At 34.3% G+C, this 25,810-nt stretch carries 22 protein-coding genes; 15 read left to right on the top strand and 7 right to left on the bottom strand.

Annotated features, from left to right (window positions below; genetic code table 11):
* Positions 1 to 71: 71 nt before the first annotated feature.
* The 7 genes from BWZ20_RS04310 to BWZ20_RS04280 form a co-directional block, all read right to left on the bottom strand.
* Entirely contained in the window at positions 72 to 962 is an 891-nt protein-coding gene (locus tag BWZ20_RS04310) for an energy transducer TonB (RefSeq protein WP_076616810.1), read from the bottom strand.
* Positions 963 to 1,226: 264 nt separating this feature from the next.
* Positions 1,227 to 4,586, bottom strand: coding sequence for a preprotein translocase subunit SecA (gene secA / locus BWZ20_RS04305; RefSeq protein WP_076616807.1), 3,360 nt, complete (start codon positions 4,584 to 4,586; stop codon positions 1,227 to 1,229).
* A 217-nt stretch (positions 4,587 to 4,803) separates the two neighbouring features.
* Entirely contained in the window at positions 4,804 to 5,025 is a 222-nt protein-coding gene (locus BWZ20_RS04300; RefSeq protein WP_006989959.1) for a DUF2795 domain-containing protein, read from the bottom strand.
* A 184-nt stretch (positions 5,026 to 5,209) separates the two neighbouring features.
* Positions 5,210 to 5,785 (bottom strand): cob(I)yrinic acid a,c-diamide adenosyltransferase, encoded by a 576-nt coding sequence (locus BWZ20_RS04295; protein ID WP_076616803.1) that lies wholly within the window; start codon positions 5,783 to 5,785, stop codon positions 5,210 to 5,212.
* A gap of 153 nt (positions 5,786 to 5,938) precedes the next feature.
* Complete coding sequence (locus BWZ20_RS04290; protein WP_076616800.1) at positions 5,939 to 6,625, bottom strand: ABC transporter ATP-binding protein; 687 nt, start codon at positions 6,623 to 6,625, stop codon at positions 5,939 to 5,941.
* Positions 6,626 to 6,712: 87 nt separating this feature from the next.
* On the bottom strand, positions 6,713 to 7,471 hold the full coding sequence (locus BWZ20_RS04285; RefSeq protein ID WP_076616798.1) for an O-methyltransferase: 759 nt from the start codon (positions 7,469 to 7,471) through the stop codon (positions 6,713 to 6,715).
* Between the two features lie 83 nt (positions 7,472 to 7,554).
* Positions 7,555 to 9,417 (bottom strand): ABC-F family ATP-binding cassette domain-containing protein, encoded by a 1,863-nt coding sequence (locus tag BWZ20_RS04280; RefSeq protein ID WP_076616795.1) that lies wholly within the window; start codon positions 9,415 to 9,417, stop codon positions 7,555 to 7,557.
* A gap of 103 nt (positions 9,418 to 9,520) precedes the next feature.
* On the opposite strand from BWZ20_RS04280, the gene BWZ20_RS04275 reads away from it, so the two are divergent.
* From BWZ20_RS04275 to BWZ20_RS04205, 15 genes are all read left to right on the top strand, one after another.
* A complete protein-coding gene (locus BWZ20_RS04275) occupies positions 9,521 to 10,321 on the top strand; it encodes a polysaccharide biosynthesis/export family protein (RefSeq protein ID WP_076616792.1) in 801 nt (266 codons plus the stop codon).
* Between the two features lie 3 nt (positions 10,322 to 10,324).
* The gene (locus tag BWZ20_RS04270) at positions 10,325 to 12,808 is read left to right on the top strand and encodes a polysaccharide biosynthesis tyrosine autokinase (RefSeq protein WP_076616789.1); all 2,484 of its coding nucleotides are present in this window, start codon (positions 10,325 to 10,327) and stop codon (positions 12,806 to 12,808) included.
* Between the two features lie 20 nt (positions 12,809 to 12,828).
* Positions 12,829 to 13,419, top strand: a complete 591-nt coding sequence (locus tag BWZ20_RS04265; RefSeq protein ID WP_317041692.1) for a sugar transferase — start codon at positions 12,829 to 12,831, stop codon at positions 13,417 to 13,419.
* Complete coding sequence (locus tag BWZ20_RS04260) at positions 13,416 to 14,711, top strand: nucleotide sugar dehydrogenase (RefSeq protein ID WP_076616785.1); 1,296 nt, start codon at positions 13,416 to 13,418, stop codon at positions 14,709 to 14,711. The genes BWZ20_RS04265 and BWZ20_RS04260 overlap by 4 nt, the downstream gene beginning before the upstream one ends.
* A 22-nt stretch (positions 14,712 to 14,733) precedes the next feature.
* Positions 14,734 to 15,714, top strand: a complete 981-nt coding sequence (locus tag BWZ20_RS04255) for an SDR family oxidoreductase (RefSeq protein WP_076616782.1) — start codon at positions 14,734 to 14,736, stop codon at positions 15,712 to 15,714.
* 118 nt (positions 15,715 to 15,832) lie between these two features.
* Entirely contained in the window at positions 15,833 to 16,774 is a 942-nt protein-coding gene (locus BWZ20_RS04250) for an NAD-dependent epimerase/dehydratase family protein (RefSeq protein ID WP_076616779.1), read from the top strand.
* A 56-nt stretch (positions 16,775 to 16,830) separates the two neighbouring features.
* Entirely contained in the window at positions 16,831 to 17,703 is an 873-nt protein-coding gene (locus tag BWZ20_RS04245; protein WP_076616775.1) for an ABC transporter permease, read from the top strand.
* Entirely contained in the window at positions 17,703 to 18,986 is a 1,284-nt protein-coding gene (locus BWZ20_RS04240; RefSeq protein WP_076616771.1) for an ABC transporter ATP-binding protein, read from the top strand. Before BWZ20_RS04245 ends, BWZ20_RS04240 begins: the two co-directional genes overlap by 1 nt.
* An 8-nt stretch (positions 18,987 to 18,994) precedes the next feature.
* Entirely contained in the window at positions 18,995 to 19,678 is a 684-nt protein-coding gene (locus BWZ20_RS04235) for a sulfotransferase family 2 domain-containing protein (RefSeq protein WP_076616768.1), read from the top strand.
* An 11-nt stretch (positions 19,679 to 19,689) separates the two neighbouring features.
* Positions 19,690 to 20,418: a sulfotransferase domain-containing protein gene (locus BWZ20_RS04230; RefSeq protein ID WP_076616766.1), complete on the top strand. Its 729-nt coding sequence runs from the start codon at positions 19,690 to 19,692 to the stop codon at positions 20,416 to 20,418.
* Between the two features lie 49 nt (positions 20,419 to 20,467).
* Entirely contained in the window at positions 20,468 to 21,685 is a 1,218-nt protein-coding gene (locus BWZ20_RS04225) for a glycosyltransferase (RefSeq protein WP_076616763.1), read from the top strand.
* Positions 21,686 to 21,695: 10 nt separating this feature from the next.
* The gene (locus tag BWZ20_RS04220; protein WP_076616760.1) at positions 21,696 to 22,643 is read left to right on the top strand and encodes a glycosyltransferase family 2 protein; all 948 of its coding nucleotides are present in this window, start codon (positions 21,696 to 21,698) and stop codon (positions 22,641 to 22,643) included.
* 96 nt (positions 22,644 to 22,739) lie between these two features.
* Positions 22,740 to 23,837, top strand: coding sequence for a glycosyltransferase family 4 protein (locus BWZ20_RS04215; protein WP_076616757.1), 1,098 nt, complete (start codon positions 22,740 to 22,742; stop codon positions 23,835 to 23,837).
* A gap of 29 nt (positions 23,838 to 23,866) precedes the next feature.
* Positions 23,867 to 24,970, top strand: a complete 1,104-nt coding sequence (locus tag BWZ20_RS04210; protein WP_076616755.1) for a glycosyltransferase — start codon at positions 23,867 to 23,869, stop codon at positions 24,968 to 24,970.
* Positions 24,963 to 25,784: a polysaccharide pyruvyl transferase family protein gene (locus tag BWZ20_RS04205; RefSeq protein WP_076616752.1), complete on the top strand. Its 822-nt coding sequence runs from the start codon at positions 24,963 to 24,965 to the stop codon at positions 25,782 to 25,784. Before BWZ20_RS04210 ends, BWZ20_RS04205 begins: the two co-directional genes overlap by 8 nt.
* Positions 25,785 to 25,810 lie beyond the last annotated feature (26 nt).

Raw genomic sequence — 25,810 nt, 5'->3', positions numbered from 1 at the left:
TTAATTATAAGTAGGTTATACTGTAAATATAGGATAAAAATTTAATTCGCTAAATGTCTCATAATCAGCGGTTAGTTAGCAATAAAAAATGTAAACGGTAGTTTGTATGAAACATTTACAGGTTTATCATCTTTAGTTGCTGGAGTTAGAGTAGGTAGTAAACCAACAATTTCAATAGCATGTTTGTTTAAAATTTCTGGCCCACCTGTAGCCTTAATATTTATGGCCTTACCTTCAGTATCTATAATAAAGGTTATTAAAATTTTAATTTTTCCTGATTCTTGAATTTTAGAAGCTAAATCTACATTAAATTTCCTCATCAAATGACGATTAATATATTTGTTGGTACAGTCCCGCTTCTTTTCACTATCCCAGTTTTCTTTACATTCTGGTGCCAAAGGTGGATTTTCGGCATCCTGAAATTCTAAAACAGAAGTTTCATCAATATCTTTTGTAACAATTTCAGATTTAGAATAATCTACAGGTTGAACAGTCGGAATGTTGTCTTCCTCAGACTCTATCCATTCAGCTTCAGAAGGCTTGTCATCCCTTAGCTTTTTCATTTCTAAAGCCAACATTGGTAAAGCAAAGAAGACTTTATCATCTTGTTCTCGATACCTAATATTCATTAAATTAAAACCATTGTTTTTAGAGCCAATTTTAATGAGTTCATTTTCTATAATCCAGTTGGTTTTATCTAGCTTAAAAAGTTCTTTGATGCGCTCATCAGCCTCACTGCCAAAGGTAATTCTAAAGACTTGGTTGCCTTTAAAATTAAATTTAGAGCCTAAAAAAGCATCTTCCAAAAACTTAATTGCATCTTTTTGAGGAATCTCATCAGCATTTGCAATAATTACCTTAACAGCCTCCCATTCGCCCATTAGTTTGGTATCTTCAGTGGTTTGGGCTTGAGTAATTATAACAGGAAATAAAAAACAGATGAATAATAATTTAAGCTTCATATACTTTGTGTTAATTGGTTAAATGTAGCCATAAAAACCGAATGTCAGTCCGAGTGAATTATAGTATTGAAATGAGTAAAATAAAAAAATCCTGATGGTTAAGCATCAGGATTTTAGATCCTGAAATAAATTCAGGATGACAATATTTTATTTTTTGTCAGTTCGAGTGTTTCGAGTTTACGAGAAATGTATCGAGAACTATTTTAGTTACTGAGCTTCTCGATACAAAATTCGTTTAGAATTTCACTCGAAGTGACGTTAGGTTTAGTCATTAACCAAAACCCACTCTCCTTTATCTATTAATGGAATGGCTTGCTTGTATTTTACGACTTTACTTTCGCCACTCATTACGTGCTTGATGGTTACTTTATCATTACGACCAATTTTTGGTTGCTCTCTAACAATAGTTTCTACCACTTGTTGCTGTTGGCGAGATGCACCTTGTCCTGCAGCTCTGCTTTGCGCAGCACGCTCATCCATATTAGGGATTTCCTCTTTCTGCGTTTCAAGTTTTTCTTGCTTACGCTGTTTTGCTTCCTGAATAGTGTTGGCAGTTTCCTGAGGAATTTCACCTTTAAACAGGAATGAGATCACATCTTTATTCACCTGATCTATCATCGCTTTAAATAGCTCAAAAGCTTCAAACTTATAAATCAATAACGGATCTTTTTGCTCGTGTACCGCTAACTGTACAGACTGCTTTAACTCATCCATTTTACGTAAATGTGTTTTCCAAGCGTCATCTACGATGGCAAGTGTAATGTTCTTTTCAAAATCATTGATTAACTGCTTACCTTTTGTTTCGTAAGCTTTTTCTAAATCTGTTACAACCTGCAAATTCTTAACACCATCTGTAAAAGGCACAACGATACGCTTAAATCTGTCGCGTTGGGTATTATACACATTTTCAATCACAGGATATGCCAAGTCTGCCGCACGTTGCATTTTTTCACGATAGTGCTTAAAGGCTTCTTTATAGATAACTCCGGCTATTTCCTGCTCACCCATTTTAGCAAAATCTGCTTCAGAAATAGGTGATGCCATTGAGAAATAACGGATTAGTTCAAACTCAAAGTTTTTGAAGTCGTTAGCAGCTTTGTTGCTTATTGAAATACCTTCTGACGTATCAAAAATCATGTTTGCTAAATCTACACGAAGACGCTCACCATGTAAGGCATGACGACGACGTTTGTAAACGACTTCACGCTGAGCGTTCATAACATCATCATACTCCAATAAACGTTTACGTACACCAAAGTTGTTTTCTTCAACTTTTTTCTGAGCACGTTCAATGGACTTAGAAATCATAGAATGCTGAATAACTTCCCCTTCTTTAAGTCCCATACGATCCATCATTTTAGCAATACGCTCAGAACCGAATAAACGCATTAAGTTATCTTCTAGAGACACATAGAATTGCGAACTTCCTGGATCTCCTTGACGACCAGCTCTACCACGTAACTGTCTGTCTACACGACGCGAATCGTGACGCTCTGTACCAACAATGGCTAAACCACCAGCAGCTTTTACGTCGTCATTCAACTTAATATCTGTACCACGACCAGCCATGTTGGTAGCAATCGTTACCTGACCAGCATTACCAGCTTCGGCAACAATCTCTGCCTCGCGTTTGTGCTGCTTCGCGTTAAGTACGTTATGTGGAATCTTACGAATACTTAGCATTTTACCTAAAAGTTCAGAAATTTCTACGTTGGTTGTACCAATTAGTACTGGTCTTCCTGCGTTAGATAATTCTACAACTTCATCGATTACGGCATTATATTTTTCACGCTTTGTTTTATAAACTAAATCTTCCCTATCGTCTCTGGCAATTGGTCTGTTGGTAGGGATTTCAACCACATCTAACTTGTAGATTTCCCAGAACTCGCCTGCTTCAGTAACCGCAGTACCCGTCATACCAGACAGCTTACGGTACATTCTAAAGTAATTTTGAAGTGTAACCGTTGCAAACGTTTGTGTGGCAGCTTCAATCTTTACATTTTCTTTGGCTTCAATAGCCTGGTGAAGTCCATCTGAATAACGACGACCATCCATAATACGTCCAGTCTGTTCATCTACGATCATTACCTTATTGTCCATTACCACATACTGTACGTCTTTTTCGAAAAGCGCATAAGCTTTAAGTAATTGGCTAAGGGTATGGATACGTTCCGATTTAATACCGAAGTCTCTAAATAATTCTTCTTTTAGTTTGGCTTCTTCTTCTGATGAAAGCCCTTTGTTTTCAATCTTTGCAATTTCGGTTCCCATTTCTGGCATAACAAAGAAATTAGGATCGTCCTTACCAGAAAGATAGTCAACACCTTTATCGGTTAATTCAACCTGATTGTTCTTTTCATCTATAACATAGTAGAGTTCCGCATCAACTTTTGGCATCTCTCTATTGTTATCTTGCATGTAGAAGTTTTCGGTTTTTTGAAGCAATTGTTTCACACCTTCTTCACTCAAAAACTTGATTAAGGCTTTATTCTTAGGAATACCTCTGTAAACACGCAATAACTGGAAACCACCTTCTTTGGTATCTCCTGATGCAATTAGTTTTTTAGCTTCGGCTAATACACCTACTAAATACTTACGTTGTACATCTACAATCTGACTTACTTTTGGCTTAAGCATATCAAATTCGTGTTCGTCTCCTTTTGGGATTGGACCAGAGATAATCAATGGTGTACGCGCATCATCAATTAATACAGAATCAACCTCATCGACGATAGCGTAGTGGTGTGGACGTTGTACTAAATCTTCAGGCGAATGCGCCATATTATCACGCAGGTAATCGAAACCAAATTCGTTATTAGTACCGTAAGTGATGTCTGCGTTATAGGCTTTGCGACGTGCGTCTGAGTTTGGCGTGTGATAATCTATACAATCTACACTCATACCATGAAACTCAAAAATTGGTGCCATCCAAGCGCTATCACGTTTTGCCAAGTAATCGTTTACCGTTACAAGGTGCACACCTTTTCCAGCAAGTGCATTAAGATAAACAGGTAATGTGGCTACTAAGGTTTTACCTTCACCAGTTTGCATTTCTGCAATTTTTCCTTGGTGCATTGCAATACCACCAATGAGCTGTACATCATAGTGAATCATATCCCAAGTAATGGGTTTACCAGCCGCATCCCAAGAATTGGCCCAAATGGCTTGGTCACCATCTAGAGTAACGTAGTCTTTTGCGCCAGACACTTCTCTGTCGAACGCATTAGCAGTTACTGGAATCTCAGTATTGTGTACAAAACGCTTAGCAGTTTCTTTAACTACAGCAAAGGCTTCTGGTAAAATATCGTTGAGTACACCTTCTGTTACTTCATAAATTTCGTCTTCTATTTTATCAGCTTCTTGGTAGATGTCTTCGCGCTCGTCTATATCTTCTGTGTCTTCAGCTTTTGCTAAAAGCTCGTTTTGTCTTTCTAGAAGTGGTTGGCGTGCTTCAGCTATTTTTTGTTTGAATTCAGCAGTTTTAGCTCTTAATTCATCATGCGATAAGGCTTCAAGTGCTTTTTCAAAGGTTTTTATTTTGTCTACGATTGGTTTAATGGCACTAACGTCTTGTTTAGATTTATCTCCTACAAATACCTTTAGTACTTTATCTAATATGCCCATTTTATGTGTTTTGTTTCAGGTTGGTTATGGTAACCTGTGTTTTATATTATGTTTCTGTTCTGTCATATCGAGCGTAGTCGAGATGCTCGGAAAAAAGGTGAGATTTCTCGACTACGCTCGAAATGACAGTTATGGTATGTTTAAAAAACATCCGAAAATAAAAAAAGTCTCTCAGTTAAGTTAACGCAAGAGACTTTTTTTATAATAATATTATATGTTAATATTCGTCCTCGTTCCAGAGGTAATCTTCATCTGTTGGATAGTCTGGCCAAATTTCTTCAATAGAATCGTAGGAATCTCCTTCGTCTTCAATTGATTGTAAATTTTCTACAACTTCTAGAGGTGCTCCGGTTCTAATCGCATAGTCTATAAGCTCATCTTTTGTTGCTGGCCAAGGTGCATCGCTTAAATACGATGCTAATTCTAATGTCCAATACATTTGCGTTGTGTGTTTTAATTTTTTGCAAAAATAATTTTTTAGCTGAATTATTCAAGAAAAAAATAAATTATTTATTCATTAATAAAAAGAACGTGTTGTTTTCAACTATTTTAGATTATTTCTTTGGTGTCATAATCCTATGCTGAATAGATTGCCACGCGTTGCTCGCAATGACATATAATATTTACGATTCTTTTTGAGGAATCCACTTAATTTCTTCAGCTTTTAACTCATGTGACAACTTCCGTGCCAACACAAAAAGGTAGTCAGAAAGACGGTTAATGTACATTAAAGTTTCTGGTTGAAAGGGCTCTAAGTCATTAAGATGCGAGGCTAAGCGTTCTGCTCTGCGGCACACTGTACGTGCTATATGACAGAATGACACAGTTTGATGGCCACCAGGTAACACAAAATGCGTCATTGGAGGCAAACTCGCTTCCATTGTATCCATTTCCTTTTCTAAACGCTCTATATCATCATTAGAGATTTTTGGAATTTTTAAGCGTTGCTCACCATTTTTTAGAGTGGCTTTTTCGGGATCGGTTGCTAAAATGGCACCAACAGTAAATAACCGATCTTGAATATGCATTAGAGTGTTTTTGTACAACTGGTCAATGTCTTGATCTCTTATAAGGCCTATGTGCGAGTTAAGCTCGTCAATAGTACCGTAACTTTCTATACGAATATGATGTTTAGGAACACGTGTGCCTCCAAATAGGGCAGTAGTACCTTTATCTCCTGTTTTTGTGTATACTTTCATAAAGACAAAGTTACAAGTTAAAAGTTGTAAAGTAAAAAGTTAGCAAAGTTGATTATTTAAAGTGTTTATTTATTGAAGTATGTATTTGTTTAATTATTGAGAAGCTAAGGAATAATTCTTTGGGATGTAGGCAATTTTTAGCTTGACTACTCACTAATTATAGGTATCACTTTCAATTATACCATCACGTAAACGAATAACACGTTTGGCGTGTGCTGCGATGTCTTCTTCGTGCGTTACCATAATTACGGTGTTGCCAGAAGCATGGATTTGATCGAACAGTGCCATAATTTCGGTTCCGGTTTTAGAGTCTAGGTTACCTGTAGGCTCATCAGCCAAGATAATAGAAGGTTTGTTTACTAAGGCTCTGCCAACGGCAACACGCTGTCTTTGCCCACCAGAAAGCTGATTAGGTTTGTGATCCATGCGATCGGCCAGACCAACATCTGCGAGCACTTGAGAAGCTCTGTCTACACGTTCTTTTTTGGATTTGCCGGCATAAACCATCGGTAGGGCTACGTTATCTAAAGCCGTGGTTCTAGGTAGAAGGTTAAAGGTTTGAAAAACGAAACCAATCTCGGTATTTCTAATATCTGCAAGCTCATCGTCTGTCATTTGGCTAACGTCTTTACCATTTAGATTGTAAGATCCTGCTGTTGGTGTGTCTAAGCAGCCTAGAAGATTCATAAGGGTAGATTTACCAGAACCAGATGGTCCCATAATTGCTACATACTCGCCTCGTTTTATGTCTAAATCTATGCCTTTTAGAACATGAACAGTTTCTTGTCCTAATTTAAAATCTCTAATGATGCTTCTTATTTCAATGACATTGTCGCTCATATAAAATTCCGTTGGTTGTTTAAATCCTCTGCAAGATAAAGAATTTAAAAATCAGTTTGTCAATAAGACGTTAAAGTTGTCGGCTTGTTACAATCTAATCTTAAAATGTTCTTTAGCTTGTTCTTTTCTAAAAAATACGAATCCTAAATGGAAACAATCTACCGTGACTGTAACAGCATTGCGAGACTTAATATAGTCCCAAGCTTTAGTCATTTCCTTTGACCAATAGATGTCGTCAAAAATAAAGACAGAGTCGTTATGTGCTTTAGGTAAAAGTGCTTCAAAATATTGGATTGTAGCTTCTTTATTGTGATGACCATCAAAGTAAATACAGTCAAAAGAATTTTCTCTTAAAGTTGGAATTACTGAAGCAAAATCTCCTCTTATAAAGGAGACATTTTCTATAAAGTTTGATTCTGTGAAATTTGAAGTGTTTTTACAGCCTTCAATAGTTATGATTTTTGAATTTGGGTTTGCCAAAGCAAAAGCATAGGTTCCCATTCCGAGAGACGTACCTAATTCTAGGGCAGTATTTAATTTGAAGTATTGAGCAATTCGATATAAAAGTTTTGCTTCTTTCATAGAGCTACTCGACGTTTTTACCATATCACGGACTTTTCGCTTTTCGGAATCTAAAACTTTAGAGCCTTCGCCTAAATCTGTAATTTCTAATTCAATTTTTGAGGTTTTTAGAATGTTTCTGTAATTCTTTAGGTTTGAATAGGCTTCATATCTTCTTTTGTCATATAAACATTTGGTCACAAAATTATATACAAATGGAGAATGCACACCATGTTGATTGGTGGCTTTGAAAAGGAATTTTATGTATTGTATTATTTGGTACATTGCTGTGTTTGTTCTCTCGCAAAGGAGCAGAGACGCAAAGATGTATAGTTAGCTTAACGTCTTAGCGTCTTTGCGAGAAATCTTTATTCTTCCAATCGTTCAGCCAATTCAAACCAGCGTAGTTCTTTCTCTTCAATAGTGTCAATTATGACTTGCAATTCTTCAGAAAGTTTGTTGATATCGTCTTGTGATAAATCTGGATTATTGAATTTAGCTTCCATAGCTTTTTTGTCTAATTCCAACGAACGAATTTTAGACTCTAAATTCTTGTATTCTTTTTGTTCGTTGTACGAAAGTTTAGTGGCTTCATTTTTCTTTATTACTTTTGTATTATCAGTTTTTTCGGTGGTTTCTTCTTGTTTTGGCAGACTGCTGTCATAAGCTCTAAAATCTGAGTAATTACCCGGAAAATCTTCAATAACGCCTTCGCCTCTAAATACAAAAAGATGGTCTACAATTTTATCCATAAAGTAGCGGTCGTGCGATACCACTAAAAGCACACCTGGGAAATCCATAAGGAAATCTTCGAGTACATTTAGTGTTACAATATCTAAATCATTCGTTGGCTCATCAAGAATTAAAACATTCGGATTCTGAATTAAAACGGTACATAGATATAAACGTTTTTGTTCGCCACCACTTAGTTTTTCGACAAAATCATATTGCTTTTTTCTATCAAACAAGAAACGTTCTAACAATTGTTGTGCACTGATTTGTCTTCCTTTGGCCAAAGGAATGTAATCTCCATATTGGCGGATGACATCAATGACTTTTTGTTCTGGCTTTACTGTGATGCCTCCTTGCGTGTAGTAACCAATTTTTACGGTTTCACCGATAACAATTTTTCCACCGTCTGCATTGACACCTCCAGTAAGCAAATTAAGAAAAGTTGATTTTCCGGTTCCGTTTTTGCCTATGATGCCTATGCGTTCTCCTTTTTTAAAAGTGTAATCGAAACCCTCCAGAATTTTCTTGTCTTTAAACGCTTTAGAGACGTTATGAAACTCTATAATTTTACTACCAAGCCGTTCCATATTAATTTCGAGCTGTACCTGGTGGTCTTTTCTGCGTTGGTGCGCTTTCTTTTTTATTTCAAAAAAGTCATCAATTCTGCTCTTAGATTTTGTGGTACGTGCTTTAGGTTGGCGACGCATCCAGTCGAGTTCTTTTTTGTAGAGCTGCTTGGCTTTTCCAACTTCGGTAGCTTCACTCTCAATACGAGATTCCTTCTTTTCGAGGTAGTAAGAATAATTGCCTTTGTAGGTATACAATTGTCCGTGGTCTAGCTCAATAATTTCGTTGCACACACGCTCTAAAAAGTAGCGATCGTGCGTTACCATAAAAAGGGTTTGTTGGGTTTTTGCAAAGTAATCTTCTAGCCATTCAATCATTTCTAGATCGAGATGGTTTGTTGGCTCATCTAAAATTAAAATATCGGGTTTACTTAATAGGGCTTGAGCAAGTGCTAAACGTTTGCGTTGTCCGCCAGAAAGTACACTAACTTTAAGATTTAGGTCATCTAATTTTAGTTGCGACAGAATTTGTTGGTATTGGGTTTCAAACTCCCAAGCGTTGTTTCTGTCCATAGCTTCAAAAGCGAGTTGATAAGCTTCAGTATCTTCAGGATTTTTAAGTGCTTTTTCGTAAGCCTCAATGACTTTTAGTATTGGAATATCTGAAGCAAAGATGGTTTCTTCAATAGTAAGCTTATTGTCTAATTCGGGCTCTTGATCCAAGAACGCCAGGCGCAGTCCGTTTCTAATAACCACCTGTCCTTCATCTGGTGTGTCTTTTCCAGACAATATGTTTAGTATGGAAGTCTTTCCACTTCCATTTTTTGCAACAAACGCAATTTTTTGATCTTTATGGATACTAAATGATAAATCTCGAAAAAGCACTAGCTCTCCATAAGACTTTGATATATTTTCGACGTTGAGGTAGTTCACGCTAAATTTTTTTTACAAAGAACGAAATAAACCAAAAAGAAACCTAATAGTTTTGTTATTGGAGGTGATACATTATATTTGTCAGTAAACATCTATAAAATCTATGAGAAGCATTAAGCTTTTGATAATTGCCCTTAGTTGCATTTTTATTTGGTCATGTATACCGCACAAAGACACAATATACCTTCAGAATAAAGACAACGGAGTAAATGACACGATACCTTATAATTTGTCTGAAATTCAAAAACCTTATCGTGTACAAGTTGATGATATTTTGAATATTAGAATAAAGGTTTTAGATCAGGATAATGTACAGATATTTAATCCCACTGGTGAGGGTAACCTTAATGCAAGCAGCGAAGAACGCGCGTATTTTGATGGATTTACAGTTGATTTGCACGGAAATGTAAGAATCCCAGTTATTGGCGACCTTAATGTTTTAGGATATACCACAGCAGAGATAGAAGAAAAAATTAAGACAAAGTTACTGGATGAGCAGTTTAAAGAAACTTCAAATATTTTTATAACCGTTAAGCTAGCAGGACTTAGATTTACCGCCAACGGTGAGATAGGCAAACCTGGAACAATTACCTTGTTTAAAGAGCGTGTTAATGTTTTTGAAGCAATAGCAAATGCTGGGGAAATTCCGCTGTCGGGCAATAAAAAAGACGTTTTAATTATACGCCAATATCCACAAGGGCAAAAAATACACCACTTGGATTTAACGGACATCAACGTAATGAAATCACCTTATTACTACATACAGCCAAACGATATGATTTACGTAAAACCCTTAAAGCAAAAGTCTATTGGTACTGGCGAAACAGCAGTGTCTACCATTTCTACAATAGCCACAATTGTTTCGTTAGCGGCAACTACGCTCTTACTTTTTACAAGATTATAGACAATGGATTACAACGATTATGAAGATATTGACGAATTAGAATCGCAACGTGTAGGTTTTGATTTTAAAGGGTTTTTATTTAAAGCCTTAAATCTTTGGAAATTGGTTTTGCTCTGTATTGGTGTGGCTCTCATTGTTGCATATTTCATCAATGTTAGAAAACAAAATATATACAGATTAGATTCTCTAATTACGGTAGAGAATGATCAAAACCCATTTTTTACATCTAACACTAGTATTTCTTTTAATTGGGGAGGTGTTTCTGGTAAGGTAGGTAATATCATTACTGAGGTTAAAACCAGAACTCATAACGAGTTGGTTGTAGATTCCTTAGAATATTACAAACTGTACCTAAGAGAAGGTAAGTACAATTTAATAGACATATATAAAGACGCTCCTTTTGTTGTTGAAACAGATAAAACTAAACCTCAGGTACTAGGAAAACGTATTGGAATTAAGATTTTAAATAAAGATACCTACGAACTCTTTTATGAATTTGAAACCGGTAGGGCAACATGCCAAGTTTTTGAAACTAAAGAAAAAGTAGCTGTATCAATTACACCTGGTAAATATAGCGCAAAGTATAAGTTTGGTGAGCAAGTTAGCCTTCCTGTGTTTAATGGTGTTGTTAATTTAAAACCCGAATCTAGTAGTGTAGCTGGAAACACATATTTTGTAAAGTATCTAAATTTTGATTCGGTTGTTAACAGTTACAGGTCAGCTATTCAAATAGCACCAGCATCAAAAGAGGCTTCATCTGTTCTCAAATTATCGCTCGTAGGTAAAAACAAATCTAAAATAGTAGATTACATAAACGCTACCTCTGCCATTTTGAGAAGAACTGAATTAGAGCGCAAAAATTTGTATGCTACAAATACCATAAAATTTATAGATAGTAGTCTAAATGCTGTGGACAACAAACTCAGGGCAGTGACGGATGAAATGAATGCCTTTAGAAAAGACAATAAAGTATTTAACGTAGAAGAGGAAATTTTTCAAAAATCTACCCAGCTTAAAGAATACGATAAAGAAAAGTTAATTGAAGAATCTAAACTAAACTATCTCAATAATTTAGAAACTTATTTGCGCAATAGAAGTGACTACAGTCAAATCGCAGCTCCATCAACTGTTGGTATTGAAGAAGTAAATATTTTATCGGGTGTGAGTAAAATCATTGGATTATCCGTAGAGCGAAAAAACCTTGAATACTCCACTAAAGAAGGGTCGGTTTTATTTGATGAGTTGGATAGACGTATTGATACAGAGAAAAATGTACTTTTAGAAGCTATCGATGTAACAAAAAATACTATAAGGCTGCAACTCAATACAATTAACAATAAGATTGCTGCCATTGAAGCAGAGCTGTTAGGTTTGCCTAAAGACCAACAAGAATATCTAAAAATTCAACGTAAGTTAGACTTAAGCAGAGAGGCTTACGATATTTATCAGGCAAAGCGAGGGGAAGCCGCTATCGTAAAAGCAGCAAATGTATCTGATATTACTGTAATAGATGAAGCAAAAGATATTGGTAATGCACCTATAGGACCAAAAAAGTCACTTAATTATATGATGGCTTTAATGGTTGGTTTTTTTACACCAATGTTTTTAATTTTTGTTATCTATCTGCTAGATAGTACAATACACGGTTCTGATGAGATAATGAAAATGTCTAAAATCCCAATTTTAGGCCTTATTGGTAAATACCGTTACAAAAACAATTTGGTGGCCTATGAAAAACCAAAATCGGCTGTAGCAGAATCGTTTAGAGCTATAAGATCTAGTCTGCAATTTATATTTAAAAATAATCCATCAGATACGAGAGCAAATACGCTAATGATTACCTCATCGGTTAGTGGCGAGGGTAAAACATTTACATCAATAAACATAGCTACCGTCTACGCACTCTCCGGAAAAAAAACAATACTACTCGGTTTAGATTTACGTAAGCCAAAAATCTTTGATGACTTTAATATCACAAACGAAAAAGGTATTGTAAACTATCTAATAGGCGATAGTAGCTTAGAGGACATTATAACCAACACTCATATAGAAAATCTAGATTTAATAACATCGGGACCTATACCACCAAACCCATCAGAGTTATTAATGGGAGATAACCTAAAAGCGCTGATAGCCATCTTAAAAAGTCAATACGATATTATCATTTTAGATACACCACCATTAGGCTTGGTAACAGATGCATTAGAATTAACCCAATATGCAGATGCTACTATTTTTATGGTTAGGTTAGATTATACCAAAAAAGGTATGTTACAATTGGTTAATGCTAAGTATAAAACCGGAGAATTAAAAAACATAAGCTTTGTGCTTAATTTCTATAAACACAAGAGTAATCATAACTATGGCTATGGCTACGGCTACGGTTATGGTTATGGCTATGGCTATGGTGCCTACGGTAATGCATATCACGAAAAAGAGAACCTATCTTTTTTAAAGAAGGTTAAAAACTTCTTAAGACGTTTGTAACCGCTTTAATATTTTAGATTTTGATTACTAAAAAGCAACTTAGGACAAAACGATTATTTGATGTTCTATTGGTTTTGTTGCTTTTACCGCTTTCCATTATACCTATTTTTATCTTGGTAGGTATCGCCACAATAGATACAAAAAAGTATGGTGTTTTTACACAAAAAAGGGTAGGTCAAAAAGGTAAATTATTTAATATTTATAAGATACGAACCCTTAAAGAAGAAGAACATCAACTGGGTCATTTAAACAAAAGTGCAACCGCTTTTGGTAAATTTTTAAGACAAAGCAAACTAGATGAACTCCCACAATTGTTTAATGTGCTTAAGGGCGACATGAGTTTTGTAGGGCCAAGACCAGACGTCCAAGGTTTTGCTGATGAATTAGAAGGAGATGACAGAATTATATTGTTGGTTAAGCCAGGTATAACAGGTGAAGCAACTCTAAAATATAAAGACGAAGAGCGTGTATTAGAACGGCAAAAAGACCCAGACCATTACAATAGAACGATTATTTGGGTAGATAAAGTGAAAATCAATAAAAACTACGTTAAGAACTACAGTTTTTATTTAGATTTGAAACTCATAATAAAATCTACTTTAAACAAATGACACATTCTGAAGATAAAATCGCAATCATAGGTTTAGGATATGTTGGTCTACCTCTCGCTGTAGAGTTTGCTAAACAATTTTTTGTTGTTGGTTTTGATATTAACAAACAACGAATCAATGAATTAAATTCTGGAGTAGACAAAACGCTAGAGGTGGATAATGCTAATCTTCAATCTGTATTAACTTCAGATCTAGATGCCAATAAGGGGTTATATATTACCGATAATGTCGATGCGCTTTCGGTAGCAAATATATACATAGTAACAGTACCAACTCCAACAGACGAGCTTAAGCGCCCTGTTTTTACACCACTTATTAAGGCTAGTGAAACTGTTGGGACGGTTTTAGCAAGTAATGATATCGTTATATACGAATCTACGGTATATCCAGGAGCAACTGAAGATATCTGTATTCCTGTTTTAGAAAAAGTGTCAGGCCTTACCTTTAATAAAGATTTTTATGCAGGTTACTCACCCGAGCGCATTAATCCAGGAGATAAAAAACACACTGTTACCAAAATCCTAAAAGTAACTTCGGGTTCTACACCAGAGATTGCAGAAAAAATAGATCAACTTTATAAAAAAGTAATAACCGCAGGCACACATTTAGCACCTTCAATTAAAGTCGCTGAAGCAGCAAAAGTTATTGAAAATTCTCAACGCGATATCAATATTGCGTTTGTTAATGAACTGTCAAAAATATTTAGATTGTTAAAGATAGATACAAAAGCTGTGTTAGAAGCAGCTGGTACAAAGTGGAATTTTTTAAAATTTTCACCAGGCTTAGTTGGCGGACATTGCATTGGCGTAGATCCTTATTATTTGGCGCAAAAAGCTATTGAATCTGGTTATAATCCTGAAATTATTTTAGCAGGTCGTAAAATGAATGACAGTATGGGAGGCTATGTAGCGACAGAAACAGTTAAAATGATGATTAATAAAGGTGCTACAATCAAGGGATCTAATGCTTTGGTGTTAGGTATTACCTTTAAAGAAAACTGCCCAGATATTAGAAACTCTAGAGTTATTGATATTATTGAAGAGTTACAATCTTACCATGTCAACGTAGACGTTTACGATCCATGGGCTTCGACAGAAGAAGTAAAGTACGAGTATAATCTAGATTTAAAATCTTCTCTTAATGATTTACAATCTAATTACGATGCCATCATTTTGGCAGTATCTCATAATGAGTTTTTAGAATTATCTATGGATAATCTCAAGTCTGATAAATGCGTTGTATTTGATGTTAAATCTTTATTGCCAATCCATTCAGTAGATGCTCGTTTATAAATACTAAAAACTAACCTAGATCATGTACTCAAATCAATACCACAACCAAGATTTATCAAAATTAAGTTTTTTAGTTACAGGAGGAGCTGGTTTTATAGGCTCAAATATTGTAGAATATTTACTAAAATATGGAGCAAAAAAAGTTAGGGTATTAGATAATTTTTCTAACGGTTATCGCGAAAACTTAACTGAGTTTATGGACAACCCTTCTTTTGAGTTATTAGAAGGAGATATTAGAGATTTAGGTGCCTGCAAAAAAGCGATGGAAGGTATAGACTATGTAACGCATCAAGCTGCCTTAGGTTCTGTGCCGCGTTCTATTAATGACCCAGCAACTTCCAACGAAGTCAATATTTCAGGCTTTTTAAATATGCTAATCGCAGTAAAAGATAGTACTACCGTAAAGCGTATGGTGTATGCGGCATCAAGTTCTACCTATGGAGACAGTAAAAGCTTACCAAAAGTTGAAGATACAATAGGAAAACCATTGTCACCTTATGCTGTAACAAAGTATGTTAACGAGTTGTATGCAGACGTCTTTGGCAAAACATACGGAACCGATGTTATTGGGTTGCGATACTTTAATGTATTTGGTCCAAAGCAAAGCCCTAATGGTGCCTACGCAGCGGTGATACCACTCTTTATGCAAGCGTTAAAAGACAATAAGCCGTCTAAAATAAATGGTGATGGTGAGCAGACTCGAGATTTTACCTTTGTAGATAATGCTGTACAGGCCAATATAAGAGGATTCTTTGCACCCAGAGACGCTGCAAACGAGGTCTTTAATGTAGCTTGTGGAGAACGCATTACCGTTAATTACTTATGGGATTCTTTAAAATCTGCAGCAGAATCAGAACTAAAAGCAGTTTATGGACCACCAAGACAAGGCGATGTAAGAGATTCTCTGGCAGACATATCAAAAGCTCAAAATTTACTAGGTTATAAACCACAATACACCGTAAGAGAAGGTTTAAAAATTACGTGGGATTATTTTAATAACTAAAAATTAGCATTGGTTACTGCTATTTCCTTAAAAAAAATTATATATTTAACTGCTAGTTAACCATTTAAGTCTAATATATTCCCTAAATATATAAGTATTTAATATTAATCCATTATTAATGACAAATATTTTAGTTACGGGAGGTGCAGGTCAATTGGGCAGTGCTTTAGCTGCTAAGCTTGCTCTTAATAACAATGTCAATGTTGTTATTATAGACAATCTCTCAACAGGAAAAATCTCAAAAGTTCCCTTAAAGAGTAATGTAAAGTTTATTAGAGCTGATGTTAATGATTATAACGACATCATTTCAATTTTTGCAACCTATAAGTTTGAGTATGTTTTTCATTATGCTGCCGTTGTTGGTGTTGAGAGAACGTTAAAAAATCCTATCGATGTACTTAATGATATTGAAGGTATTAAAAACATTCTTTCTCTATCTAAAAACTCTGGTGTAAAGCGCGTATTTTATTCGAGTTCTTCTGAAGTTTATGGTGAGCCGTTCGAAATTCCTCAGAATGAAAAAACAACACCTTTAAATTCCAGACTTCCGTACGCTATTGTTAAAAATGTAGGTGAGGCTTTTTTTAAATCTTACAAAGAAGAATATGGGCTAGACTATACCATTTTTAGGTTTTTTAACACCTATGGACCTGCTCAAAGTATAGATTTTGTAATGCCAAGATTTATGAGGTTGGCACTAAATAACCAACCTATACCTATAAACGGACACGGCCATCAGACAAGATCATTTTGTTACATAGACGATAACGTAGATACTTGTGTAAGAGCTTTGTATGATAATGTATACATCAATGAAGTTTTAAACGTCGGTAACGATAATGAAATCAGTATTTTAGAATTGGCAAAAAAAGTAATTAAGATTACTAATTCTAAATCTGAAATTATATTCCTTCCTGCCCTTAAAGAAGGCGATATGAACAGAAGGTGTCCAGACATTTCCAAGATGAAAACGCTTCTAGGACGCGACTTAATATCGCTAGATGAAGGCATACAAAAAATGAAAACCCATTATAAAATTTACAGTTTAGAAAAAGCCTAGTATTATACTTACTTACCTTTATTTCATTTCTTATATTAGCCTAAAATTATTATAAATTGAAAACCGCCGAAGAGCGTTGGCTATATATTATTAATTCGCAAAAGAAATTAATAGATTTTAATTTCAGGGAGATTTGGCGCTATAAAGATTTGCTGGTTTTGTTTGTAAAGCGAGATATCATTACACTATACAAACAAACCATTTTAGGGCCACTATGGTATCTCATTCAGCCCTTATTTACATCCTTAATATTTACACTAATATTTAATAATTTAGCAGATATACCAACAGGTAACGGAATTCCTAACTTTTTGTTTAACCTAGCGGGAATTACAGCTTGGAATTACTTTAAAGAATGTCTTGTAGGTACGAGCGATACCTTTAAAAAGAATGAAAATATTTTTGGTAAGGTCTATTTTCCAAGAGTTATTATGCCAATGTCTGTGGTGGTGTCTAACTTGTTAAAATTTGGCATTCAGCTCCTGGTCTTAACAGGATTTTACATTTACTACATACAGTTTCACACACCAAAGTTTAATATTTCGCCAAGCGTAGATATTATAGGTTTTCCCGTTTTAATACTTTTTATGGCTTTGTTGGGATTAGGTATAGGAATGATTATATCCTCAATGACAACCAAATACAGAGATCTTACATTTTTAGTTCAGTTTGGTGTGCAATTACTTATGTATGGCTCTGCCGTAATGTATCCAATGTCTTATTTTAAGGCCAAACTACCAAACTATTATTGGTTAATAGAGTGGAACCCAATAGCCATAATTATAGAATCGTTTAGAGGTATGGTATTAGGTACCGATCCTTTAGATATATATAAAATAGCATATGCTATCATCATTAGTTGTTTAATCTTTATCGTAGGATTGGCTATATTTAATAAAACCGAAAAAAGCTTTATAGACACCATATAATGAGCTCTAATGTTATTTTAAAAGTAGAAAATGTTGCTAAGCAATACCGACTAGGATTGGTTGGTACAGGCACTATTAGCCATGATCTTAACAGATGGTGGAGCAGAGTGAGAGGCAAAGAAGATCCTTATCTAAAAATTGGTGAAGCTAACGATAGAAGTGCAAAAGGAAACTCAGAATATGTCTGGGCATTAAAAGACATCTCTTTTGATGTTAAAAAAGGTGAGGTTTTAGGTATTATAGGCAAGAATGGTGCAGGAAAATCTACCTTACTTAAGATTCTGTCTAGAGTAACCTCACCAACAGTTGGTGAGATAAAGACCAAAGGACGTATAGCCTCGTTGTTAGAAGTAGGGACAGGGTTTCACCCTGAGATGACTGGTAGAGAAAACATCTACTTAAATGGTGCTATTTTAGGAATGACCAAAGCAGAGATAACATCTAAAATAGACGAAATCATCGAATTTTCGGGCTGTGTAAGATATGTAGATACGCCAGTAAAACGCTACAGCTCTGGTATGAAAGTACGTTTGGCATTTGCCGTGGCAGCGCATTTAGAACCCGATATTTTGGTAGTAGATGAGGTATTGGCAGTTGGTGATGCTGAATTTCAGAAAAAAGCCATAGGCAAAATGCAAGATATCTCTAATAGTGACGGTAGAACGGTGTTGTTTGTGAGTCATAATATGGCTGCGGTAAAGAGTTTGTGTACAAGAGCTATTGTGCTAGAGCACGGAAAAGTAGCATATAATGGTAGTACTCAAGATGCTGTAAGTTTTTATTTATCTGATAGTAACCGAGAAATCATAGATAATCTTTTAGAGCGAAAAGACAGAAAGGGACTAGGTGATTTTCTATTTAAAGGGATATCTATACTTAATGAAGCAAATGAAAAGCACCTTAATTTACTTTCTGGTGAGTTATATCGTTTTAGAATTGAATTTTCCACTAAAAAAACTATTATTGATGCTAAAGTAAGGGTGCGTTTTATAGATAGTAAAGGACAAATTCGTTTTTTGCTAAATAATTATTTTATTGATACAGTTACCCTAAATTTAGAAAAAACAGATAAAGGTATTGTTGAATATACTATAGAAAAACTACCGCTACCAAATGGAAACTATACCATACAACTTACATGTTTTTCGGAAAATGGATTAGAAGACGATCTTGAGAAAGCAGTAGATTTTAACTTAATTGGTGGTGACTTTTTTAACTCTGGAAGAGAGCAGTTTTCTAAAGAAGGAGTTCTTGTTGAGCATAAATTTAGAGTACTTAAATAAGCTTATAGATGTTAGTTTGTCATAAATACAAGTTCATTTTTTTTAAAACACAGAAAACTGCAAGTACCTCTATAGAAATTGCACTTTCATCACTATGTAGTGAAGAAGATATAATTACTCCAATATCTAAAAACGATGAAAAAGTAAGACAATCCTTAGGCTATTTAGGGCCAAGAAATTATAAGGTTCCTTTTGTTAAATATTCTAAGAGTGATATTGTAGATTTGGTTCTTAAAGGAAAACGTAGAGAACTCTATAATCACATCTCTTGCGAAGAATTAATACCAGTAATAGGCGATAAAATTTTTAAGGATTATTATAAATTTTGTTTTGAAAGAAATCCTTATGAAAAAGCAATATCCTTATTTTTTCACGAAGGTGGATATGAAAGATGGACATCACTTAAAAAGTTTATAGCTCAAGGAGGGTTAAAAATTATAAAAGGTTACGATCAGTATACCGTAAACAATATTGTCGCTGTTGATGATATTTTTAAATATGAAGATATTCCAACAGCATTAGATACAATAGCAAAAAAAATAGGTCTTCAACAAAAAATAGAACTACCTAAGACAAAACTAAAATCGCAATTTAGAAAAGATAAACGACCTTTTGATGAAGTTCTTTCTGAAGAAGAAAAGGATTTAATAAGTACAATTTGGGCACGCGAAATTAAACTAATGGAATACTAATACTATATAATATGAATTCCATAGCTAAAAAAGTAAAGCGTGTATTGCTTAAAGAGAAACCATTAGTAAAAGTCTATTCTCACCCAAGATCTGGTACGCATTTCTTGGAGGCTTTTTTAGCCAAAAATTTTTATAATAATAAAGATTTAAATTTAAAGGAAGTAGTTTGGGGACATTGGTCTAACCGAAAGAATAAAAAAGATGGTAACCCATATGGGAAGCTGTTTGGAAATCATTTGTTTGCATATCACAATAAAAACAAATTGCCTAAGATCTATATCTATAGAGATGGTAGAGCCGTGGCATATTCTGTATGGAAAACACCAAATTTTTTAAATAAAGAGGATTCCAAATTAGATTTCAATGAATTTTTACAGAAACCGATTGATTGGTATGGTACACCATCAATAAAGTCATCTAAAAGCTTAACGATTTTTGAGCACTGGCTTGTTCATATAAATAGTTGGTTTGATTTAGCCGAAGCAGATAATAATTTATTACTTGTAAAGTACGAGGATTTAATAGATAATCCATGTAAAGTATATACTGAAATACATAGAAAGTTTTTTAAAAAGGAGAAATTATTGTTGCCCGAAGAACTATGCTTAATAGAGAAACCATTAGGTTTATTGCCTAATAGTGGTACTAAAGATGCTTGGAAGAAATTTCTTAACTATGAGAATCAATTAAAATTTAACACCCTGATAAAATCTTCAAAAATTAAACATAATTATCACTAGTAATTATAGACCATTCATATTAATCTGGAATTATATAAATTAAATTTAAGTGAAGTCGATAATATATCTTACTAAATCTTTTCCTCACAAATCTGAGACATTTATAGTTAATCAGATTACAGCTGCTATTGAAAAAGGTTTTGATGTGGGTATATTGACTTATAATTATTTAAAACCAAGCAATTCGTCTCAAGAAGATTTGTTTTCAAAATATAAGTTGCATCAAAGAGTCAATGCGATTGATTATAATATCCCAACTAATATTTTTCTTAAACTATTGAGCCTTGTAAAGCTTAATTTTTTATTTTACAATTATATAATAAAGGCTAAAAACTTATCATTTCGTAAAAGATATACTCTACTACCATTTCAAATTCAATTTTTTAAAAAATTTAAAAAAACGGATACATTTCATATTCATTTTGGCCATGCCAGTTTTGATATCATTAAGTTGAAAAGTTTAGGTGTTATACAATCAAAGGTTATAATTACATTTCATGGCATAGATGCACACTGGCTCGATGACGTTGAGTATAATGCTAAAAAAAAACAGTATAGTGAAGTATTTAAATATGCAGACCTAATAACTGTAAATTCCAATTACTTAAATGAAAAATTAAAAAAACTAGGTTGTCCAAAGAATAAGGTTATTATTATCCCAATGGGTGTAGATGTAAATTATTTTAAAGCTAATATAAATTACTCTCAGCATGAGGAAGGGACAATTACATTGTTATCTATAGGTCGTTTAATTGAATTAAAAGGACATGAGTACGCAATAATGTCTATTAGTGAACTAGTTAAGCAAGGATATAAAGTGAAGTATAATATAGTCGGAAATGGAAAACTTTATGATAAGTTAGATAATCTTATAACCCGTTTAGGGATAGAAGATAGTATAAAACTTTTAGGACACAGAGATCAAATAGAAATTAAAAATTTATTAGAAAAAACGGATATTTTTCTTATGCCATCAACTGTAGATATAACAGGAAGAGCAGAAGCGCAGGGTCAAGTCACAGCTGAGGCACAGTCAATGGGTGTTCCTGTGGTTGCATTTAACTCTGGAGGCATAAAGGATACCATAATTGAGAGTAAAACGGGCTTTTTAGTTGAAGATAAAGATATTGCATCATTTTCAAAAGCAATAAAAATTTTGATAGATAATGAAGGGTTAAGAAAGGAAATGGGTAAAAATGCTGAAGAGTTTGTTAGACAAAGATTTAATCTTAAAACTAATATGGATTTAATCTTTAATAATTATTAGTCTTTTTGGTATGAGTTTGAGTATCGATATTTCCATAATAATCCCAGCCTATAACAGGGCTGATATTATTGGTGATACTCTGGAGTCCATTATGGCACAAACTTATACTCATTGGGAATGTATAGTGGTAGATGATGGTAGTACAGATAATACAGAGACAGTGGTTAAAGGCTATGTGCAAAAAGATTCTAGAATACAATTATACAATAGACCAAAAGATAGACCTAAAGGAGGTAATGCTGCTAGAAATTTTGGTTTAGAAAAAAGTAAAGGCCAGCTTGTTAATTGGGTAGATAGTGACGATAAATTAACACCAGAGCATTTAGAGTTGCACCTTAGGACACACATGGCTAAACGCATTGTGGCATCAGTAAGTAAAGCTAGGGTTTTTAATGATAGGACATTAGAGATAGAACATCATTGGTCTAATATCTTTCCTAAATCTGATTTAATTGCCGAGATGATGGGCAATAAAACCTTATGGCAAACAGGTTGTATTGTTTGGCAAAAATCAAAACTGCCTGTAAACCCTTTTGATGAGTCTTTGGCAAGTTCGCAGGAGTGGACATTTCATTTAAAAATGCTATCCGATACACTGTCCTATACGATAATAGATAAGGTGACCTACCTTGCTCGTGGCCACAGCGAGCGAAAAAACACCAACCCTCCAGAGGTTAAAATACGATCTACAGCAGCGTCTAGGTTTAAGATTTATACTACATATTATAAAAAAAAGCTACTCAACCCTGAAAGAGAACACATCTTACTACAAACCTTATGTACCACAGTAAAAGATGCTTTAGATTTTAAATATTACAATACTGCATTTTTCACATTAAAAGGCCTATGTCGTATCTTTTTAAAATCTCGATATAAACTAAAGTTAGCCAGAGTCATATTTATAGCTCCTATTGTATATTTATTTACAGGAAAAGGTTACAGGTTATTTAAACTTTAATAAAAAAAGTATAATTTTAAACTCAAAATATATATAACGACAGTTCGTTGTCTACCTATACCTTTGCAAAGCAAAGAACAAATTAAAAAAGTATCAATGCCTAAGGTTATTCTAGTTTCCCAAAACCCATTACCTTACCACGACATAGGAAGTTGGACAACGATGTACAAAAACTATTTTGAGGCGGACAATGTTTTAATAGACACCATTGTATGTGAAGAACCAAAGACTAGATTTAAAAACGTAGCGTACTGTATAGTACCTAATACAATAACCACAAAACTAAAAAAGAAGCTTAAGAAAAAACCGCACCAAAACTATGTAGATGCGTTGTTAGAGCACATAAAACCTAATGAAACGTACATTATACAAATTGTAGATAATTTTGGCTTTGCAGAGGCTTTGTATACCAATCTCTTAGAACAACCAAACCTTAGAGACCAACTGTATATTCAGTTTTTTTATCATGGCTATCCACCGTTTTTAGGAAATCCAAGAAGCCGATGGTTTTTTGAGTTTATTGATGAAATGGTAGTCTTAACACAGGCATCTTACGGAGCGCACAAAAACTATTACACCATTTTACCTTGCTTGTTTTCAGTGTTGCATAATGGCATAGACAACTCTAAATTTTATAGCCTTAGTGTAGAAAAGAAGTTAGAGTTAAAACGTAAGCATTCAGTAGAGAACAAAACAGTTTTTCTTTGGTGCGCTCAAGACCGTCCTAAAAAGGGCTTAGATGTAATACTTAAGGTTTGGAAACAACTCATAAAAAAGCACAGTGCCATAGAGTTATGGGTTGTAGGGGCAAAACGACAAAAAAGTATAGATCGTGTGCGCTTTTTTGGTAAAATCCCAAATGATGATTTACCAGAGTATTACCAAACATCAGATTGTTATTTGTTTCCAACACTATGTCACGAAGGCTTCGGAATGAGCCTGATAGAAGCGTTACATAGCGGCAATTATTGTATTGCCTCGGCTTTGGGTGGAGTGCCAGAAGTATTGCAGCACGGTAAGTTAGGGACATTGATAGAAAACCCACATTTTATTGAAGAATGGATTGCTGCTATAGAGGCTTATTTAGGTAGTAAAGAAAATTACTTGGCACCTAAAATAGACTGTTATACAAAAGAAAAGTGGATTGAAGGAATGAATAGTATTATTAATAACTCTAAACAATTTATAAGTTAACTGTTAACCATGTATGTCTTAAAATCATAATGAGTAATAAAAAGGTTACAATAATTTTTCCTTACAGAGATCGAGACGGTAAGCGCGTTAATTCTAGCTTGTTGTCTCTAAAGCTGCAAACTATCAAAGATTTCGAGGTCATCTTTGTTGATTACGGAAGCCAAGAGCACTTTGCAAAACCCATTAAAGATATTGTAGACAAATACAAATTTGCAACCTATTACTATGTTGGTCACAAAGGCTTATTATGGAATAAGAGCAAAACCCTAAACTTTGGAATAAGAAAAGCTGAAAGCAACTATATTATAACGGCAGATGTCGATATTTTATTTAATGAAAATTTTATAGAAACGGTCTTAAAGCATGCCCAACCACAATCATTTTCATTGTTTAGAATTGGCTACTTATCTCAGCAAGAAACCCAAAAGCAACAATTACAACTCAACTTAAATTCTGTTAAAGTGTCTTTTGAAGGCGATACCTTTGGTATTGGTCTTTTTTCAAAAGCAGATTTAACAAGTATAAGAGGATTAGACGAGTTTTTCCATTTTTATGGGTCTGAGGACGAGGATTTAAACCTACGCCTAACAACATTTGGAGCTAAAAACAATAGCATAAAAGATGTGTTACTATATCACCAATGGCATCCCAGATATCCCAAAAAGAAAGATAATCAACTAACAAAACTACCGCGTCTCAATAATATAATGCGGTTAAACCAACGTCATTATTTGTTGCACAAAGAGCAGCAAACAACAATTGTAAATACAGATAATTGGGGCATTTGCTATACAGAAGAAGATGCACTGCTTTTAAATAATCCGGAGGTCATTAGAGAAATTTCTAATATTAAGTCTCATGTAGATCATTTTTTTGGAGAAGAACTTAATGGATACAAAAATAAAATAGTAAGTGTTGTTATAACCGAAGACCCTTATTACGCAAGCTTTAAATACCAATTAAAGAAATTGCTTGGCAAACAGTCTCAACCATATATTACCATGAAGGCAGTTAACGACTTAATCCTTCAGAAAATTTTATATCACTATTACAATCATAATTATGCCTACTCAATTGCTAAAGATTTAAACCGTATTCACTTTACAATACAACTCAAACCAACTAATGATTAAATCTAAGAACATACGCTTATTTTGGTGGAGCGAGCCTCAATTAATGGGTAAGCAAAATGAGAATTATGGAGATGTAATGGGAAAATACTTGGCAGAGAAAATCTCGGGTAAGACCATAATATGGGTACATCCAAAGAAGAGGCATTTGTTAGATTATGTTCAGCCCATTTATGTTACCATTGGTAGCATATTGGCAAATGTAAACTCTAAATGTGTCGTTTGGGGAAGCGGTATTATTCAAAAAGATCAAAAAGTTAGGTCGGCTAAGTTTTTGGCAGTAAGAGGTCCTCAAACCCGAAAAAACTTATTGAAACAAGGATACGAAGTTCCAGAAGTTTATGGCGATCCTGCTTTGCTACTGCCAAAATATTACAATCCAACGATCAAAAAAAAGTACAAGTTAGGAATAGTGCCACATTACACCGACTACGAATTTGTGAAAACGTTGTATAAAGACGATGCTACAGTATGCATTATTGATTTAATGACCCAATCCATAGAGGCTACAACAGATATGTTTTTGCAATGCGAGCGTGTTTTATCGTCTTCACTCCATGGTTTAATAGTGTCGCATGCTTATGGAATTCCAGCAGTTTGGGTAGAGTTTTCAGATAAACTATTTGGTGATGGTATTAAATTTCAAGACTACTTTGAGTCTGTAAATTTATCGCTTTATAAACCTTGCAGAGTAACAACAAAACCTAAAGTTGAAGACGCGTTGCGTATGTTTGAAACCTATCCTAATTTGCCAGAAAAAAGACATATTAGTACATTACAAGACAAATTACTATCGGTTTGCCCTTTTAAGGTCTAGGACAGTAAACACTTATTAAATAATTA

Origin of the sequence: Winogradskyella sp. J14-2, assembly GCF_001971725.1 — a bacterium.
In the GTDB taxonomy this organism is placed as follows: domain Bacteria; phylum Bacteroidota; class Bacteroidia; order Flavobacteriales; family Flavobacteriaceae; genus Winogradskyella.
Note: the sequence above shows the minus strand (reverse complement) of the source record. Positions and strands in the feature narration are given on the sequence as shown.

What these genes read in the sequence shown, in the direction of transcription:
- BWZ20_RS04215 (WP_076616757.1), top strand. Translation starts at nt 22,740, where the DNA reads ATGCCTAAGGTTATTCTAGTTTCCCAAAACCCATTACCTTACCACGAC.
- BWZ20_RS04255 (WP_076616782.1), top strand. Translation starts at nt 14,734, where the DNA reads ATGTACTCAAATCAATACCACAACCAAGATTTATCAAAATTAAGTTTT.
- BWZ20_RS04220 (WP_076616760.1), top strand. Translation starts at nt 21,696, where the DNA reads ATGAGTTTGAGTATCGATATTTCCATAATAATCCCAGCCTATAACAGG.
- BWZ20_RS04310 (WP_076616810.1), bottom strand. Translation starts at nt 962, where the DNA reads ATGAAGCTTAAATTATTATTCATCTGTTTTTTATTTCCTGTTATAATT.
- BWZ20_RS04240 (WP_076616771.1), top strand. Translation starts at nt 17,703, where the DNA reads ATGAGCTCTAATGTTATTTTAAAAGTAGAAAATGTTGCTAAGCAATAC.
- BWZ20_RS04260 (WP_076616785.1), top strand. Translation starts at nt 13,416, where the DNA reads ATGACACATTCTGAAGATAAAATCGCAATCATAGGTTTAGGATATGTT.
- BWZ20_RS04290 (WP_076616800.1), bottom strand. Translation starts at nt 6,625, where the DNA reads ATGAGCGACAATGTCATTGAAATAAGAAGCATCATTAGAGATTTTAAA.
- BWZ20_RS04295 (WP_076616803.1), bottom strand. Translation starts at nt 5,785, where the DNA reads ATGAAAGTATACACAAAAACAGGAGATAAAGGTACTACTGCCCTATTT.
- BWZ20_RS04270 (WP_076616789.1), top strand. Translation starts at nt 10,325, where the DNA reads ATGGATTACAACGATTATGAAGATATTGACGAATTAGAATCGCAACGT.
- BWZ20_RS04300 (WP_006989959.1), bottom strand. Translation starts at nt 5,025, where the DNA reads ATGTATTGGACATTAGAATTAGCATCGTATTTAAGCGATGCACCTTGG.
- BWZ20_RS04285 (WP_076616798.1), bottom strand. Translation starts at nt 7,471, where the DNA reads ATGTACCAAATAATACAATACATAAAATTCCTTTTCAAAGCCACCAAT.
- secA (WP_076616807.1), bottom strand. Translation starts at nt 4,586, where the DNA reads ATGGGCATATTAGATAAAGTACTAAAGGTATTTGTAGGAGATAAATCT.
- BWZ20_RS04235 (WP_076616768.1), top strand. Translation starts at nt 18,995, where the DNA reads ATGTTAGTTTGTCATAAATACAAGTTCATTTTTTTTAAAACACAGAAA.
- BWZ20_RS04205 (WP_076616752.1), top strand. Translation starts at nt 24,963, where the DNA reads ATGATTAAATCTAAGAACATACGCTTATTTTGGTGGAGCGAGCCTCAA.
- BWZ20_RS04230 (WP_076616766.1), top strand. Translation starts at nt 19,690, where the DNA reads ATGAATTCCATAGCTAAAAAAGTAAAGCGTGTATTGCTTAAAGAGAAA.
- BWZ20_RS04250 (WP_076616779.1), top strand. Translation starts at nt 15,833, where the DNA reads ATGACAAATATTTTAGTTACGGGAGGTGCAGGTCAATTGGGCAGTGCT.
- BWZ20_RS04275 (WP_076616792.1), top strand. Translation starts at nt 9,521, where the DNA reads ATGAGAAGCATTAAGCTTTTGATAATTGCCCTTAGTTGCATTTTTATT.
- BWZ20_RS04210 (WP_076616755.1), top strand. Translation starts at nt 23,867, where the DNA reads ATGAGTAATAAAAAGGTTACAATAATTTTTCCTTACAGAGATCGAGAC.